Raw genomic sequence first — 15,724 nt, 5'->3', positions numbered from 1 at the left:
GGTGGGCTTACGGTCGATTCGGGGCTACGGCGAGCATCATGCCCGTGATTCATCGGTTAATCAAGATCATGCGAGGGCTGCGACGAGACCTCTCGGCAGGTGGGCGCTCAGCCGGCGTACGGCGCGGTGGATCCTCGATCGATCAATTTCGGCGCCGGCCGCGTCACCAGTGCCGACTGGACGCGGCGGCCGTCGATCATCCGGCGCAGGGTCGTGTAGGCGCGCATTCCGGCTTGCTGCACAGGCATCCGGACCGTGGTCGGTGCCGGCCGCATGGCGTCGGCGATGGGCAGATCCTGGTACACGACGATCGACAGATCGGCGGGAACCCGCAGGCCGAGATCGATGACCGCCGCGATCGCTCCCGGTGCCGCGACGATGTTGTCGATGATCAGCGCGGACGGCGGCCGGGCCGAGCCCAGGAGCTCGCGCGTCGCGGCCGCCAGGTCCGCCGGCTCGTAGCCGACCTGCTTGACCAGCGACCGGTCGAAGCGCACACCCGCGGCCCGCAACGCCGAGCGGTAGCCGTCGAGCCGGGCGCTACTGGCGATCGGGACGACGGGGCCGCCGACCAGTGCGATGCGGCGGTGCCCGAGACCCAGCAGGTGCGTCGTGGCCAGACCGATCCCGGCCGCGTCGTCGATCCACACCGACACGGAGTCGTCGGGTCGCGGGTTCTGCAGGATCACGTACGGGATCGACCGTTTGGTGAGTTCCTCCGCAGTCTCGGTCCCCCATTGGGTGGACCGCAACAACACCCCGTCGACCATGCCCGTGCCCACGATCCGGCTCATCAGGTGGCTGCCCGGTTCGATCCACAGTGCGTCGGCCAGCAACAGCACGTCGCCGTGTTCCTCGGCGGCCGCATGCATGCCACGAATCGCCAGCTCGAAGACCGGGTTCGCGATCTTCGGCACCACCGCCGCGATCACTCCCGACCTGGACAGTCGCAGTGACTGCGCGGCGTGGTTGACGCGATAGCCCGTGTCCCGGATCGCCTGCTCGACGCGCAGCCGGGTCGCCTCGCTCATCCGGACGTTGCCGCGGGCCCCGGAGATCGCCGCGGAGACCACGGCCGTGGACACCCCGGCCCGCTTCGCAACGTCCTTGATCGTGGTCATGCCGCCAGCGTAACCGCACCCGCCTTTGCCACCGATCGACTCGGTTCTTCACTGTGGACCTAAGCGCCGGGAACACTTGGACGGACGCGCTGTCGCTCGCAGGAACGTGCGACGGTGACGTTCTCGAACGTGCTCTCCGTTGATGCGTAGAGCCCGACGCCGCCGTTCCGGACCACGGTGTCGCGGCCCTCCAGGATCTGAACGCCGTTCAACGTGACGGTGATGCGGTCACCGTGGATCGCTGCACCAAGTTCGACGGGACCTGTCAGCGGGTTGCTGAGGGATACCGTGCCCACCGTGACCGGACCCGACGCATGGGCCTCGCGGACGATACTCGCGTACTGCGTTCTGTTACTCGTCTTGCCGAGGTGGATCCGGTACCCATAGGAATCCGAGGTGTCTCGCAGCGAGATGCCCGCGGTACCGACGGATCCGTTGATCGTGACCGTGGCCTTCGCGGCATAGTCGCACGTCTCGGAGAAGCGTGACGGCAGCGTCGAGTCGGCCAATACGTGCGCCCTGCCATCGGTAGGCGTGAGCTTCAACTGCCCCGAGTTGACGGACACCTTTCCTGCGATGCCCCGCCAATTGGCCTGGTCGAGCCCTTCCTTGATCGTGATGTTGTCGAAGGCCGCGGCCTGGCCATTCGTGGAGGCGGCGGCACCACCGGTCGGCAATTGCGTGTCGTCTGCGGAGATCGACGCGTTGCCCACTGTGGCGATCAGATGCTTCCCGACGGCGGAGACGGTCAGTGTGTGCGCGCTGTCTGCGCTGATGGGCAGGTCCGTCTCCGCGAGAAGCGTAGACGTCGCGTTGTAGACCTTCACGAGCTGCAGCTTCGCGCCGCCCGATGTATTGACGACATCGGCCCGGTAGTAGTTGCGGGAGTCGTGGTACCGGAACGCGAGACCGGTCGTTGCCGTCGTCTGGTTTCGTGACCCCGGAGCGATATCGGCCGTCACAACCACGTCATCCGGTACGTTCTGTTGCACCGCCAACGATTGCGTGTCCGCACTCGAGGTCTGCACCAGCTGCGTGTCAGGCTGCGCGCCGCCCAGCGTCCAGGTGCCCTGCACTGGCGTCCAGCCGTCAAGGGAGCCGTTGAAGTCATAGACGGTGCGGTCCAGGCTCGCGTCGGTGAACTTCTCGTTGAGCAACGGCTTCGGGGCGAAGGCCGCCTTGGCCGAGACGGTGACGAGGTTGCCGGTGCGGGTGAACGCGGTCGGGGTGCCGTTGATCTTCACCGCGCGTGCCTTCGGCGCGTTGATCGAAAGGGTGCCGGTGAAGGGGTCCCCGAGCGAGATCTGTGCGGTAGCACCCTGCAGTTCCACACTGACATCGGACACAACTCCGGAGGCTTTGATGACGGTGTCCCCGTCGTCGACGAGCGACGATCCCCGGGTCAGCGCGTACCGCGTCAGCCCGCCGCCCTTGTCGGCACGCTCGAGGTAGGCGGTCTCGGCGTCGGTCGCGGCAGCCCCGAACTGCCTCGACGAGGGACTCGCCTCGCGCGACAGGTAGAAGCGGCCGGTGGCTTTCGGCAGGTCGATCTCCATCGCGCTGGCCACGGAGTGATCCACCTGAGGCAGTTCAATGCGCGACGCCTTGACCGAGGGCGCGGCGCCGGCCTTGCCGGGAACTACGACGGTGTCCAGTCCTGTGGCGCCAGTCGTGGACCAGTCGTACGACAGGTAGTCGACATCCGTGAGCACCTGCTCGCCCACGCGCACGGCGCCGTTCTTGTGGACGCTCGACGTGAGATCAGCGCCGGGTTGGGCCACGGGGACGAGCCGCACGCCGGCAACCGGTGTGGCGCCGGGCACGGTGTCGAACCCGATCGTGGCGACGTTCGTGTTCGGGTCGACGGTGACCGGATCGCCGGGGAAGTGCCAGAGCTGCCGGTAGTCGTGCGCGCCGGTGTCACCGGTGAGGTCGTCGGAGACGACCCAGAAGCCGGGCTTGACGAAGTAGACGACGCGATCGTGCGCGATCGGCCGGTAGGCCTGCGTCTTTCCGCGGTAGATATCGAGGCCCGCGTTCGAGCGCCACAGCGACGTCGAGCGAGGCAGACCGGCGGGCTGCGGTTGTCCGTCCACCTCGATGGTGTTGTGCGCCTCGGTCGTGCGGCGCATCCAGTCGTTCGTCGGGGTCGCGCTGTAGTCCCCCGCTCCGGGGTCGACGATCAGCGGACGCCCGTACGCCGCCATCACCAGGCTGAGGTCGTCGGGATGCCGATGGGAGGCCGTATAGCTGGAGTTCTGGTTGTTGATCAGCATGTACCGGGCATCGGCGTCCCACCCGGACCGCTGGACCGCGTAACTGATCGGGAACACCGTGGACGACAGCGTCGGGACGGTCCCCTCGGTGCGCCCGGAGGCGACCCAGGTGAAGTCGGGCCAGGAGTTGCGCGCACCGGTCCTCCGAATCGCGCTCTCGCCCGCTTCCGTGTTCGGAGAATCACCGACGAGCGCGGTCTCGAGATTCGGTTGACGGGTCGCGAACAGCGCATCCGCGATCCAATCCGCTGACCGAACAATCCCGTCGGGAAGGGTTCGCCCGTTGGCATCCGCAACTTGGATCATCGTGTTGATCAGATCCGCCACGTAGGCCTGATAGTTGAACGTCGGCTCGCGGTACACGCCGTCGCCCTTCACCCAGGCCCGCAGGAACCGCTCGACCGAGCGCACCACGAACGGCTCCCAACCGAAGGACGCCTTGAACTCGGGAAGATAGACCGCCGCGACGTAGATCGAGCGGGCCATCGAGACGTACCAGTTGTTCCCGACATGGATCTGCAGCGCGGTCGCGAGGTGATCCGTCGTCGCGTGCACGCCGGACAGGTACGCCACGAGGTCATTCGCGTCGGTGCTCGGCTCCGTCCGGAACACGGAGAACGCGCTGACGAGCTGGGCCAGCCGCTTGGCGCCCGACAGGTTGCGGTTCTGCACCCAGGTCGGGTTGTCGGCGAAGAAGTCCAGCGAGATGTCCATCCACGCCGACGCGTACGCGGCACGCTTCTGCGGATCGCTCTCCTTCAGATACGCCCTCGTCAGCGTCGACATGAACGCGAAGTCACTCATCAGAACCTGCGCGCTCCCCGGGATGGTCTCCGTACCGCCCCAGAGGTCCGCCCAGTCCACGTCGATCCGCTCCGCGGCATCGTCGTAGAAGTCGCGGGTCACGGTGCCGAACCGGAAGATCCCCGCCGCCAATTCGTCGGCGGTCGCGTCGCCGCCTCCTTCCCCGCCCACACCCGGGTACTCGATGCCTGAGCGGTCCGCGTAGTAGACCTTGAGCTCGGCCGCGGCGCCCGCCTCATCGCCGGCGGCAAGCTCCGCCGCCACGCGGGCGAGCCCCGGACGCGTCAGGTCGAGCAGCTCACCGAGATCCGACATGTCGTTCGTGGCGGCCCGGGCCGGCGACAGACCCGTCACCATCAGAGCCAGCGCGACTGTCCCCGCAGCCCACGCCTGGGCACGGCGGCGAGTGCTCCGCCGAAGAAGTCTTCGTTGCATCCCATCTCCTCATGACACGTGAGAGTTCTTGCTGAGTCCTTCGACTGCACCCACCGGCACCCGTTCTTAGGTGACGTATCGTTAATTCACCGTAGATTTGGTTGCGACGTTACGTCAACGGTTCGAGGGAGACGTGCAAGCGTGACAACGCAACGGGACATCGCCCGCACAGCGGGGGTATCGGTCGCGGTGGTGTCGGCCGTGCTCAACGGCACGACCCACACGCGGATGAGCGAGGCCACCCGTGCGCGGGTCATCGAGGCCATGGAGAACCTCGACTACCAGCCCAACCAAGCGGCCCGGTCCCTGCGGCTCAACCGCACCGGCATGATCGCGCTGATCCTCAACAAGCTCGACAATCCCGTCTACGCCCACCTGCTGCGCGGCGTCTACGCGGCCGCGGCCGAGCGCGGCGGGACAGTCCTGCTCGGCGACGCCGAGACGATGCGCTCAGGCAGCCAGTTCGTCACCCGGCTGCTCAGCCAGGGCACCGTCGACGGCATCCTGATCCGGGACGACCGGCTGTACGACGACGACGTGATGGCCGAGCTTCGCTCCCATCCCAAGCCGATCCTCAGCCTGGACTACGCCCAGGACCACCCTTGGGTCGGCATCGACGACCGCCGCGCGGGCGAGATCGCGACCCGGTTCCTGCTCAACCTGCGCCATCGCCGGATCGTCTTCATCGGTGGGGCTACCGGGCACGCGTTCCGGCAGCGCTACCTCGGGTACCAGCAGGAGATGAAGCAGGCCGGGCTGGAACCGGCGCCGCACCTGGCCACCGGGTTCGGTGAGCAGGCCGGTGCCGACGGGCTGCGCCAGGCGCTGCAACTGCCGATCGGGCCGACCGCGGTCGTGGTGAACAACATCATGAGCGCCGTCGGAGTACTGGCCGCCGCCCGGGACCTCGGCATCGCCGTACCCGAACAGCTGTCTGTCGTCGGGATCCACGACGTCGGCCTGATGGAACACCTGCGCCCAGCCGTGACCGCGGTCCGGATGCCCATGTACGAGCTCGGCCGCGCCGGCGTCCACGGGCTGTACGAGCTGATGGCGGGGCGCCCCTGCGCCGGCGGCATCATCGCCGATCCCGAGCCCGAGCTCGTCGTCCGCGACTCGGCAACGGCCGTGACCGAGTAACGTCAAACAGACCCTCTAGGAGGAAGTGACATCAATTGACGTGTCGTTATGTCATCTCTTGTACGTCGTCGGTCGCGAGGCGAGCGTGCAGGTGGGAGTCGTGGCGTCGTCCGGTTGGTTCGACGTAGTAGTCGCGCATCACGCCCTCGAGCTGGAACCCGGCGCGGAGCGCGACGTGGCACGATCCCTCGTTGACCAGGGAGTGGTCGAGGGAGATGCGGTGCAGGCCGAGCCCGTCGGACGCGAAACCCCAGCGCGCCGCCGCGTCCAGCGCACGAGCGCCCAGCCGCCGTCCCCGGGCCACCGGACTGACCCAGTACGCCGCGACGGCCTGATCCGGGATCCGGTGTACGTCCCGCAGCGACACGCTGCCGATCACCTCGTCGGTGCCGGCGTCGGCGATCGCGAAGATCGCGTTGCCGCGCAGCCAGCCCTCCAGTCGCGGCTCCAGCCACCGACGGCCGCGCTGGTCGGCTGGTGAGCGAATCACCGCCGTACCAGCGGTCCAGCGGAGGATGCCCGGGTCCTGCAGCGCCACGCCGACTGCAGCCTCGTCGGATGCGACGAACGGGCGCAGTACGACGTCGCCCAGGTCGATCTGGCGTGGCTGCAGGGCCATCTGTGCGGGCATGGCCTCGGACCGGTGTTAGAGCTTGTGGGGCTCGTTGTTGGCGTGCAGCAGCGTCGGCTGGTGCGCGTGTGCACCCAACTGCTGGACACCGGTGACCAGACCACCGGTGAGGTCACCGGTGGCGAACGAGGTCTGCATGGTCAGCGCGGCCAGACCGGCCGCCGCGTCCGCCAGCTGGCGCCTCGCCTGCGAACCGGTGACGATCTCGAGCCGGCGACCGGCCGGGTCGACGTAGACCAGGATCGTGTTGTCCGGGTCGTCCAGCTCGTTCAGCAGCTCGATCGCGAACGGACGGGTCTCCGAGTCGGCGCCACCGACATACACCGAGAAGTGCAGGCCGGAGACCTCTTCGGCGTGCCGGACGGCGCGCTCGATGTCGTGGAGCTGGTCGGGGGTGAATGCGTCACCAGCTGGCACTTGCGCCTCCGGTTGTGCGGGCGACGCCGGTGCCGGCGGTCGCGGTGGCCGGCGCGCCGGTCAGCTCAGGCAGATCGGGCAGGTTGGCCGGGTTCGGCTTGGTCGTCGTCGGTCCGTTGATCCAGACCGGCGGGGCCCACCACGACAGCCCCGGGCGGTACCGCGGGCCGTTCGCGATCGACGACGCGAACACCAGCAGCGCCACGACGGCAACAACCAGCGCGGGAATCCCGACGAACACCAGCAAGGAGTGCCCGGACATTTCAACAATCACGCCTGAAGCCTAGCCCCCTCCCCGCGCGAGGCGACCGCGGGCATCCACCCGGACGCACGAACCGCGGCAGCCAGCCGTTCACCAGCCGCCGCGGTTCCACATCCCAAGTCTTGTTTTTCAGCAGCCGCCGCAGTTGTAGTACGTGATGTCCCAGTGGCTGCCTTCGTCCGCGTAGATGTTGCCGGCGCCGGACTTCCACTGCAGGGCGCCGTCGCCGCGGTTGGCGATCCGGGTGAAGTTGTTGTGGATGTAGTTGCCGACACACGTGTACTTCGAGATGTCGACCTTGTAGCCGTTGCGGTGGCTGTAGGTGCCGCTGGCGTGGCCGACCTCGGTCCCACCGGTGATGTTCACGGCACACCCACTGGACTGCTTCAGGGTGCGGACGCCGTACACGGTGGAGTCGTTGATGTTCGTGAACGAGGTACAGGTCGAGACGTTCCAGTCGGAGCAGTTGCCGCTGGACGACCACGTGATGCCGGCGGCGCGGAAGATCGCGGTCGCCTGCGAGTGGGTCATCTTGGTCAGGGCCGACGCCTGCTCGACCGCCACCACACCGGGCAGCAGGCCGACGAGGACGGCGACGAGCGGGACGACGACACGACGGAGCACAGATTTCATGGGGACACTCCTCGGAAAACGGGGCGGATATTCCAAGGAGTGAAATCCCCAAGAAAGTTATTGGCGAAACGTCAGGTTGAATTAGAAATTAACGTCCGAGCACTGGTAGAAGGCGTTCCCCGTGTCGGCAATGGTCCAGACCGCCAGGATCATGTGCCGCCCGGTCCGGCCGGTCGGAATCGTGCCGGGATGCGACACGTCCGCGGCCGGCCGCGCGCCGTTCATCGGGACGGTCAGGAACGGCGTCAGCTCGAGCGCGGAGCGGGTCAGCGGTTGACTCGGATCCCAGCCCTGCTTGGTCATGTAGTACTTGAAGTCGGTCGTCGAGTGCGCCGCGGTCAGGTGCCAGCTGAACGTGAACCCCTGACCGCCCTGGAGCTGAGTGGCCGGCCAGGAACCGCCGCGCTGATCGTCGAGTTCGGCGAATTGCCCGAGCCCCGCGGAGCACAACTTCCCGTCCGCGGGACCACTTTGCGGGAATCCCTTGGGCCCTTCCACACTTTGCGGTTCCCACTGGATCTGCCCGCAGGCGGTGACGACGCCGTCGTGGCAGTTCTTCGCGCGACTGTTCGGGCCGGTCGAGTACCCGTGCGCGTAGGCGAGCGGTACCGACGTACACACCGTCAGCGCGAGCGCGCCGACGGCAATTCCAGCCATGCTGAACGTGCGTTTCCGCAGCATGAGATCTCCTTCAACTGTTGGGGCGGTGGACAGCGAAGGAAGGCGCCTCCTGCTCAATAGAAAACAACCGTTCAAATCTATTGTCAACGTTTGGTGAGCAGGTGAATACGGAAAGCTACATGTTGAGCGCGCCGATGAGCCGGCGCAGGCGGTGGTTGTTCGGCAGGTCCTCGACCAGCACGGGCTCACCGTCCGGGCCGCCGAGCGGCACCCGCCAGTTCGGGTACTCGTCTGTGGTGCCCGGCTGGTTCTGGGTACGCCGCTCCCCGACCGCATCCGTCAGCGCGACGCCGACGAGCTTCGCCGGCGTATGGGCGACGTACCGGTGCAGAGCCTCGACGATGCGCTCCACGTCCCCGTCGGTGTTGCTCAACAGATGCCGCTCGCGCAGCGCGTTGAGCCACGCGTCACGGTCCGCCTCGTCCACAGCCAGCTCTTCGGCCACAGGTCGAGTCAGTAGGCCCAGGCGGTTCCGCAGCTCCACGTGGTCGCCGGCCAGGTACCCGGCGGTCGGCGGGAGGTCGTGAGTGGTGACAGTCGCCAGGCACAGCTCACGCCAGAGCTCCGGCGCCAGCGGCTTGCCCTTGGCGTCGCGCTCGAACCACAGGACCGACGTGCCGAGGATTCCGCGCTCGGTGAGGTAATCGCGTACCCACGGCTCGACAGTCCCGAGGTCCTCACCGATGACCGTCACGCCGGCACGCTGGGCTTCCAGCACCAGGATGCCGACCAGCGCCTCGTGGTCGTACCGCACGTACGTCCCCTCGGTAGGCCGCTCCGGCGACGTGACCCACCACAGCCGGAACATCCCGAGGATGTGGTCGATCCGCAGCCCGCCACCGTGCCGCATCACCGCCCGCACCAGGTCCCGCCAAGCGGCGTACCCGGTCTCGGCCAAGGCATTGGGGCGCCACGGCGGCTGCGACCAGTCCTGGCCCTGCTGGTTGAAGGCATCCGGCGGCGCACCGACGTGGATGTTCGGCGCCAGCACCTGCTGCAGCGCCCACGCGTCCGCGCCATCCGGGTGCACGCCAACGGCTAGGTCGTGCACCACGCCCAGCGACATCCCGGCCGCCTTCGCGCGGGCCTGCGTGCGGCCGAGCTGCTCGTCCAGCTGCCACTGCAGCCAGCAGTGGAACTCCACCGCATCCGGGTTCTCGTTGCGGAAGGCAACGACCTCCGGCGTGGTCGGTTCCTGGAGCTCCTCCGGCCACTTGCTCCACTCCGGTCCGTAGACGTCCGCAAGAGCGGCCCAGGTGGCGAAGTCGATCAGCCCCTGGCTCTCCCGGTCGCAGTACGCGCCGTACTCCGCGATGCGCCCCACCGAGGGCTGCACCCGGAACAGCACCTGCAGCGCCTCACGCTTCGCAGCCCACACCGTGTCCCGGTCCAGCGCGGTGGAGTCCTCGCTCAGCGCACGGGTCTGCAACGCCAGCGCCCGGACCTGGTCGCGCTCGGCCGGCGCGAGATCGCCGTACTCGTCGATGTCCTCGATCCGCAGGTAGATCGGGTTCCCGAACCGCCGCGAGGCCGGCAGGTACGGCGAGGGCTCCATCCGGCCCGCCAGCTCGGCAGCGTGCAGTGGGTTCACCAGTACGAAGCCGGCACCCAGGTCATGCGCCGACCACGCGGCCAGGTCACCCAGGTCGTGCAGGTCGCCGATACCCCAGGAGCGCCGCGAGCGAACGGAGTACAGCTGCAGGACCCAGCCCCAGGTGCGGTGCAGCTTCTCCGGCTCCAGCTTCCGCGGCGTCACGATCAGCGTGCTGACCGAGATCTCCGGATTGCTCCCGATCCGCGCGCACAGTCGGTGATACCCGATCGGCAGGTCGCCAGGCAGCTGGAACGTCGCCTCACCGACCTGTACGCCGTCGACCCACTCCGGCTTGACCCAGTGGTCCTGCTGGGGCAGATCCCGCCGCTGACCGCCGTCCTCCAGGTCGACCCACACCTCGGCGGTCGACCCGTGCGGCAGGTGTACGGCGAACCACGGCGTCCACCCCGCACGCATCACGACAGTGGCAGGCAGCGTACGTCGCCAGCGCGTCTGCTGGTGCTCAGCGAGCGCCAGTGCCGCCTTCTCCGGCGTGGACGCATCCACACCGAGCGCCGCGAGCACGTCGGACACGACTGCACTGGGAACGATCACATGCTCGCCCTGCCAGTTCCAGTACTCCGTCGCCACGCCATGGGCAACCGCTAGCTCGACAAGGGCCGGACTGGGAGCTGTCACCCCAGCGAGTTTGCCGTATCAACGCCACCAACGCGTAACGGCGCGCGTTGCGTTACTCGTTCGAACGCCGGCGACTCAGCATCAGTACGGCGAGCAGGAGCACTCCACTGGCCACGACCAGCCCGATCGCGACGCCGGCCATGTTGTCGGTGAGCTGGTACAGCGCGGTCGGCCAGATCACCAGGAGGATCGCGCAGCCCACCACGGCGTACGCCGAGCGCCTGGTCCGCCCGTAGGCGACGAGTAACGCAGCCGGGCCCGCCGTACCGACGGCGAGAGCCATGATCTCGCCGCGTTCCTGCACCAGCCAGCAGATCGACGAACTGAACATCGCGGCTCCGGCGAGTGACCACGAGGTCACCGGATCGCGGACCAGTCCGAGCATCGCGAACACGAACGCGACGATGATGAAACCGGTCCCGGCGATGCCCGCGCTGTTGGCGGCCGAACCGGCGTCCGGAGTGAGGACATCTGCCGTGATCACCAACACACCGACGGCCAGGATCCCAAAAGTTGCCACTAGCAACGACGATCCGGCCAGCCACCACAGGCCGACGGCGACCAGCGCGAGCGCCACCACGACCCCGGCGACCCGTCCCGGCTCCCCTTCAATGGCGACGTACGTCGCGAAGCCGGCCACGCAGCACCCGAGCGAGGCGAGCGCCGAGCTCAGCTGTTCGCGGCGCCGAAGCACCGCCAGGACGACCGCCGCACCGAGCAGAACCACGGCCGCGGCGGTGCCGGTGGTGACCCGCGCGGCGCGCCCCATCTCACCCCAGTTCGCCAAGGTCAGGAGCGCGACGGCACCGAGCAGCAACGCGCCGCCGATGTAGCCGAGCACCTCGACCAGAGCGTTCGGATGCGTGATGGCCAGCGGCCGATCTCGGGTGTCCCGCTTGTCCTTCGTGGCCGGTTCGGGCTCCGCCGCGTCCGGCCGCGGCCGGCCCGGGTCGGCGAGGGCCGCGTCGATCTCCGCGTCGGCGGCGTCGCGGATCGATTCGGCCTGGTACTGGCGCAGCACACCAGCGCTCACGAGCCTCGAAAGCTCGTCGTCCAGCCGGCTCGACATGCGATCGCTTCTCCTTGTCAGCCTTACTAAGATCGGGCGGCGAGATGCCTATTCTGACCAGCTACCTTGTGTCCCTAGTCAGTCACCCCCTGTTTTCGCTGCCGGACTCGTTCCCGACCTTCTTCCGGACGGGTAACGACGGCAAGCTGGAGATGACCGACCAAGTCGTCGTCGTCCCGGCCCGGATCGCCGGGCTGATCATCGGTTTCCTCGTGCTGCGCTGGGCGCTGCACAAGATCATCCGGCGGTTCGCGCGACGCACCGGCAACGGCGCCGTCGCCGGAGTACTGGCGAAGTCGAAGCGTGGCCAGGAGTTCGTCGAGAACACCCTGGCCAACGAACGCCGGGCGCAGCGCGCGGAGACGATCGCCTCGCTGCTGACCAGCGCGGTGACCATCGTGCTCACTGCCGTCCTGGTGGTGATGGTGCTGGCCGAGCTCGGCTTCAACATCCTCCCGGTGATCGCGTCCGCAAGCATCATCGGCGTCGCGCTCGGCTTCGGCGCGCAGACGCTGGTGAAGGACTTCCTGGCCGGCATCTTCATGATCTTCGAGGACCAGTACGGCGTCGGCGACCTGATCGACATGGAGAAGGCGACCGGTGTCGTGGTCTCGGTCGGGCTGCGGATCACCACACTGCGCGGCGAGGACGGCACCACCTGGTACGTCCGCAACGGCGAGGTGCTCCGGGTCGGCAACCTGACCACCCGCGACCCGAACAGCAACGCCTCCTCTGGTGTCGGCTCCGGCACCGAGAAGGAAGAAGAAGTCGCCAAGGCCGACGAAGATGCGGCGAGCGGAACGCAGGACGCAAGCCGAGGTTGAGCTGGAGCCCTCGGTGGCAGAGCCCTCGACCACCTGCAAAAGTGAGGCGCCCGCCCGCTGCGTCTCGCCGGGCCCGCGCGAGCAGTCTCGTGGCGAGACCTCGCAGTGCTAAGCGTTGGCTGCCGGTGTGGCGAGCCCGACCAGATCGGCGCTCACCTCCCACAGTCGCGCGGCGACCGATTCGTCGTAGCTGCGCGTGGAGGACCTGGTGGCCTTGCTCTTGGCGAAGTAGCAGCCCGTCATCCGATCGAGATCGGGTGCCGAGGCCAGGTGGATCGAGGTTGCTGCGCCCTGAGCCGGTGACTTCATGAAAGGTCGCAGGACAGGAACGACCAGCCGCTGGACGCGGCCGGGGTCAGCTGCTCCGAACGCAGTGCTCACCAAGCCTGGGTGTACCGCGTTGGCGGTGACGGAACTGCCCGTGAGTCTTCTGGCCAGTTCGTAGCTGAACAGAACATTGGCGAGCTTGGACTGGTTGTAGGCGCGGGCCCCGGAGTACGAGCGTTCGCCTTGGAGGTCGTCGAAATCGATGCGCCCCATCGCATGCGCGTTGGAAGCGACCGTGACGATCCGAGCCGGGGTGCCTTGCTGCAGGTTCTCGAGGAGCAGATTGGTGAGCAGGAACGGCGCGAGGTGGTTGAGGGCGAAGGTGTGCTCGAGCCCGTCGATCGTGGCGTGGCGGGTGTTCCAGTAGCCGCCGACGTTGTTGATCAGCACGTCCGGATGTGGATCACGCTGGAGTACCTCATGGGCCAATCGCCGCACGTCGGCCTGCGAGGACAGGTCCGCAACAAAACCCTGTACCTCGCCGCGGCCGGCCGCGCGGATTTCGCGAACGGTGTCCTCGGTGCGGCCACGATCCCGACCGGTGATCAGGACACGGGCACCCATCGCGGCCAGACCGAGCGCGGTCGCCTTGCCGATACCTCCGGTACCGCCGGTGATCAGCACTGTTCTGCCGGCAAGGTCCGTTGGCTCTCGACGACCGGTTGCGCCCATGCGAACGGCCCCTCTCAGCACGGACACGCCTTGGTTGCGGCCCCTGACGGATCACTGAGTCCAAGCTCTGACCGCGCTACTCACAGCATGTTCCTGCCCGCCGGCCCTGTCCATGACCAGCCGGCGATGCACCATCCGGTCGCCGGTCACGGGCGACGGTGGTCGCCGTTGACAGGGTGGTTCCCCCCGAGGATGGTGGTCAGCACGGGGTGTATGCGGGTGGGGGTGTCGGCCATTTTCGTCGCCGACGGAGATGGGCGCCGGGGTCTTGTGCTGCCTGCGGGGGGAGCTCAGCCTCATGGCGAACATGAGCACTGTGAGACGTACTGCGATTGTCGCCGGTGCGTCTTGTCCAGTCACCGAGGGTCACCTCGACCCCGGCGCTGGTCTTGTCTCAACCCGCTGTTCATCGCCGGTACGGATGCCGACAGCAGGTCTGTGCCGGGCCGTCTCGTGCACCGCTACCTCCTGGGTGGGAAGCAGACCGCCCGAACTTCATTCGTCGATCAGGTTCCTTGGGAGATAGTTCTGATGACAACATCTATGGTGTACCCGGTGCATGTGAATGCCGCGCCGGCTCCGACGTCGTCCAGGTGGCTCTGGCTGGTCAAGTGGGTCCTCGTGCTCCCGCACTACGTCGTCCTGCTGTTCTTGTGGATCGGCTTCATGATCGGCTCGGTCGTGGCGTTCTTCGCCATCCTCATCACCGGTCGCTATCCCCGCGCGATCTTCAACTACAACGTCGGCGTACTGCGGTGGTCCTGGCGGGTGACCTACTACGCCTACGGAGCCCTCGGCACCGATCAGTACCCGCCGTTCACGCTCGCCGAGGTCGAGGACTACCCCGCGCACCTGGCAGTTGACTACCCCGCCCGTCTGTCCCGCGGCCTGGTGCTGGTGAAGTGGTGGTTGCTCGCGATCCCGCACTACATCATCGTCGGCATCTTCGTCGGCGGCGGCGCCTGGGCCGCGAACCGGACCGACAACTGGCAATGGAACATCAGCAACGGCGGCGGTCTCGTCGGGGTACTGGTGCTCATCGCTGCCGTCATCCTCGCAGTCACCGGCGCCTATCCGCGGCCCCTGTACGACGTGATTCTGGGCCTCAACCGTTGGGTTCTCCGGGTAGCGGGCTATGCGGCCCTGATGACCGATGTCTACCCACCGTTCCGCCTCGACCAAGGCGGCAGCGATCCGGTTCTCACCGTTTCGCCGCCCGCGGACGGCGCGCCTGGCCCGGTCGACACGATGACGCCAGAGCGGTAGGGCCGGGATTCAGATGGCCACCGCCACAGACCGTCCGAGCAGCACGGCGTACGCACGGAAGACTGCCACCCTGACCGGGTGGCTGATGGTGATCACGTTCGTCGCCTCGATCCCGGCGTACTTCATCCTCTACGCCCCTGTTCGGGACCACCCCGACTACATCACCGGAGCCGGCGCCGACCCGACCACGAGCGTGGCCTTGGGAGCTCTGCTCGAACTCGTCGTCATCATCGCCAATATCGGCACCGCCGTGGTGCCGTTCGCGATCTACAAGCGCTACAGCGAGAGCCTCGCGCTCGGCTACGTCGCAGCGCGCCTCGTCGAGGCCACCTTCATCGCCATCGGCATCGTCAGCCTGCTCACGTTCCTGCTGATGCGACAGCAGGGCACGGCCGGCGCGGACGCCGCTCTCGGCCAGGTCTTCGTCGCGATCTACGACCGGGCCTTCCTGATCGGGCCGGGCTTCTGCGCCGGTGTCGCGAACGGAATCATCCTGGGCTACCTGATGTACCGAACCGCTCTGGTGCCACGACGGATGGCGATGCTCGGGCTGGTCGGCGGTCCGCTGGTCGCCGCCTCGGGAATCGCCGTCATGTTCGACGTCATCGAGCGCGGCGGCGCGGTCCAGGGTCTCGCGACGATTCCAGAGTTCTTCTGGGAACTCTCGTTCGGTATCTATCTCATCGTCAAGGGATTCAAACCGTCTCCGATTCTGGGGCTCGACGACGGCCCCGTCGCACGCGGCACCGGCTCGTCGTCCGGATAGTCCTCGATCCGGACGCGCGGTACAGCAGCCGAAACGACAGCGTCCGGCGGGCCGGGGGGGGTCGCCGGGCGCGGGTGGAGTGGTGTGTGAGGCGGTGTAGGTGTCGTCCCGCGCCGGGGGCTTTTAAACAAATACGAGCCCACGAGACAGGCGAAAATCTGGGTTTG

At 67.5% G+C, this 15,724-nt stretch carries 14 protein-coding genes; 4 read left to right on the top strand and 10 right to left on the bottom strand.

The window, feature by feature from the left end:
• Positions 1 to 107 precede the first annotated feature (107 nt).
• Both ACWGID_RS30455 and ACWGID_RS30450 read right to left on the bottom strand, forming a co-directional pair.
• On the bottom strand, positions 108 to 1,121 hold the full coding sequence (locus tag ACWGID_RS30455) for a LacI family DNA-binding transcriptional regulator (RefSeq protein ID WP_452202357.1): 1,014 nt from the start codon (positions 1,119 to 1,121) through the stop codon (positions 108 to 110).
• Positions 1,122 to 1,180: 59 nt separating this feature from the next.
• The gene (locus ACWGID_RS30450; protein ID WP_452202355.1) at positions 1,181 to 4,636 is read right to left on the bottom strand and encodes an alginate lyase family protein; all 3,456 of its coding nucleotides are present in this window, start codon (positions 4,634 to 4,636) and stop codon (positions 1,181 to 1,183) included.
• Between the two features lie 141 nt (positions 4,637 to 4,777).
• Here ACWGID_RS30450 and ACWGID_RS30445 point away from each other — a divergent pair, with 141 nt between their 5' ends.
• The gene (locus tag ACWGID_RS30445) at positions 4,778 to 5,776 is read left to right on the top strand and encodes a LacI family DNA-binding transcriptional regulator (protein ID WP_452202353.1); all 999 of its coding nucleotides are present in this window, start codon (positions 4,778 to 4,780) and stop codon (positions 5,774 to 5,776) included.
• A 46-nt stretch (positions 5,777 to 5,822) separates the two neighbouring features.
• Here ACWGID_RS30445 and ACWGID_RS30440 read toward each other — a convergent pair whose 3' ends face one another.
• From ACWGID_RS30440 to ACWGID_RS30410, 7 genes are all read right to left on the bottom strand, one after another.
• A complete protein-coding gene (locus ACWGID_RS30440; RefSeq protein WP_452202351.1) occupies positions 5,823 to 6,407 on the bottom strand; it encodes a GNAT family N-acetyltransferase in 585 nt (194 codons plus the stop codon).
• Positions 6,408 to 6,422: 15 nt separating this feature from the next.
• A complete protein-coding gene (locus tag ACWGID_RS30435; RefSeq protein ID WP_452202349.1) occupies positions 6,423 to 6,824 on the bottom strand; it encodes a DUF5130 family protein in 402 nt (133 codons plus the stop codon).
• Positions 6,811 to 7,098, bottom strand: coding sequence for an aa3-type cytochrome oxidase subunit CtaJ (gene ctaJ, locus ACWGID_RS30430; protein ID WP_452202347.1), 288 nt, complete (start codon positions 7,096 to 7,098; stop codon positions 6,811 to 6,813). Before ctaJ ends, ACWGID_RS30435 begins: the two co-directional genes overlap by 14 nt.
• Positions 7,099 to 7,215: 117 nt before the next feature.
• A complete protein-coding gene (locus ACWGID_RS30425) occupies positions 7,216 to 7,719 on the bottom strand; it encodes a hypothetical protein (protein WP_452202346.1) in 504 nt (167 codons plus the stop codon).
• An 81-nt stretch (positions 7,720 to 7,800) separates the two neighbouring features.
• Positions 7,801 to 8,400: a lytic polysaccharide monooxygenase auxiliary activity family 9 protein gene (locus tag ACWGID_RS30420; protein WP_452202344.1), complete on the bottom strand. Its 600-nt coding sequence runs from the start codon at positions 8,398 to 8,400 to the stop codon at positions 7,801 to 7,803.
• 115 nt (positions 8,401 to 8,515) lie between these two features.
• Positions 8,516 to 10,633 carry a 4-alpha-glucanotransferase gene (gene malQ, locus ACWGID_RS30415; RefSeq protein ID WP_452202342.1) on the bottom strand — a complete coding sequence of 706 codons (2,118 nt, stop codon included), beginning with the start codon at positions 10,631 to 10,633 and terminating at the stop codon, positions 8,516 to 8,518.
• A 52-nt stretch (positions 10,634 to 10,685) separates the two neighbouring features.
• Positions 10,686 to 11,702 (bottom strand): hypothetical protein, encoded by a 1,017-nt coding sequence (locus ACWGID_RS30410; RefSeq protein WP_452202340.1) that lies wholly within the window; start codon positions 11,700 to 11,702, stop codon positions 10,686 to 10,688.
• 44 nt (positions 11,703 to 11,746) lie between these two features.
• On the opposite strand from ACWGID_RS30410, the gene ACWGID_RS30405 reads away from it, so the two are divergent.
• The gene (locus ACWGID_RS30405) at positions 11,747 to 12,526 is read left to right on the top strand and encodes a mechanosensitive ion channel family protein (protein ID WP_452202339.1); all 780 of its coding nucleotides are present in this window, start codon (positions 11,747 to 11,749) and stop codon (positions 12,524 to 12,526) included.
• Positions 12,527 to 12,634: 108 nt separating this feature from the next.
• Here ACWGID_RS30405 and ACWGID_RS30400 read toward each other — a convergent pair whose 3' ends face one another.
• Positions 12,635 to 13,525: an SDR family NAD(P)-dependent oxidoreductase gene (locus tag ACWGID_RS30400; RefSeq protein WP_452202337.1), complete on the bottom strand. Its 891-nt coding sequence runs from the start codon at positions 13,523 to 13,525 to the stop codon at positions 12,635 to 12,637.
• A 531-nt stretch (positions 13,526 to 14,056) separates the two neighbouring features.
• Between ACWGID_RS30400 and ACWGID_RS30395 the strand changes: the two genes are divergently transcribed.
• Positions 14,057 to 14,791, top strand: coding sequence for a DUF4389 domain-containing protein (locus ACWGID_RS30395; RefSeq protein WP_452202335.1), 735 nt, complete (start codon positions 14,057 to 14,059; stop codon positions 14,789 to 14,791).
• A gap of 13 nt (positions 14,792 to 14,804) precedes the next feature.
• On the top strand, positions 14,805 to 15,557 hold the full coding sequence (locus tag ACWGID_RS30390) for a DUF4386 domain-containing protein (RefSeq protein ID WP_452202333.1): 753 nt from the start codon (positions 14,805 to 14,807) through the stop codon (positions 15,555 to 15,557).
• Positions 15,558 to 15,724 lie beyond the last annotated feature (167 nt).

The sequence above is a fragment of the Kribbella sp. NPDC054772 genome (genome assembly GCF_053611945.1).
The sequence above is the reverse complement of the archived record's forward strand: the minus strand, read 5'-3'. Positions and strand labels throughout refer to the sequence as shown.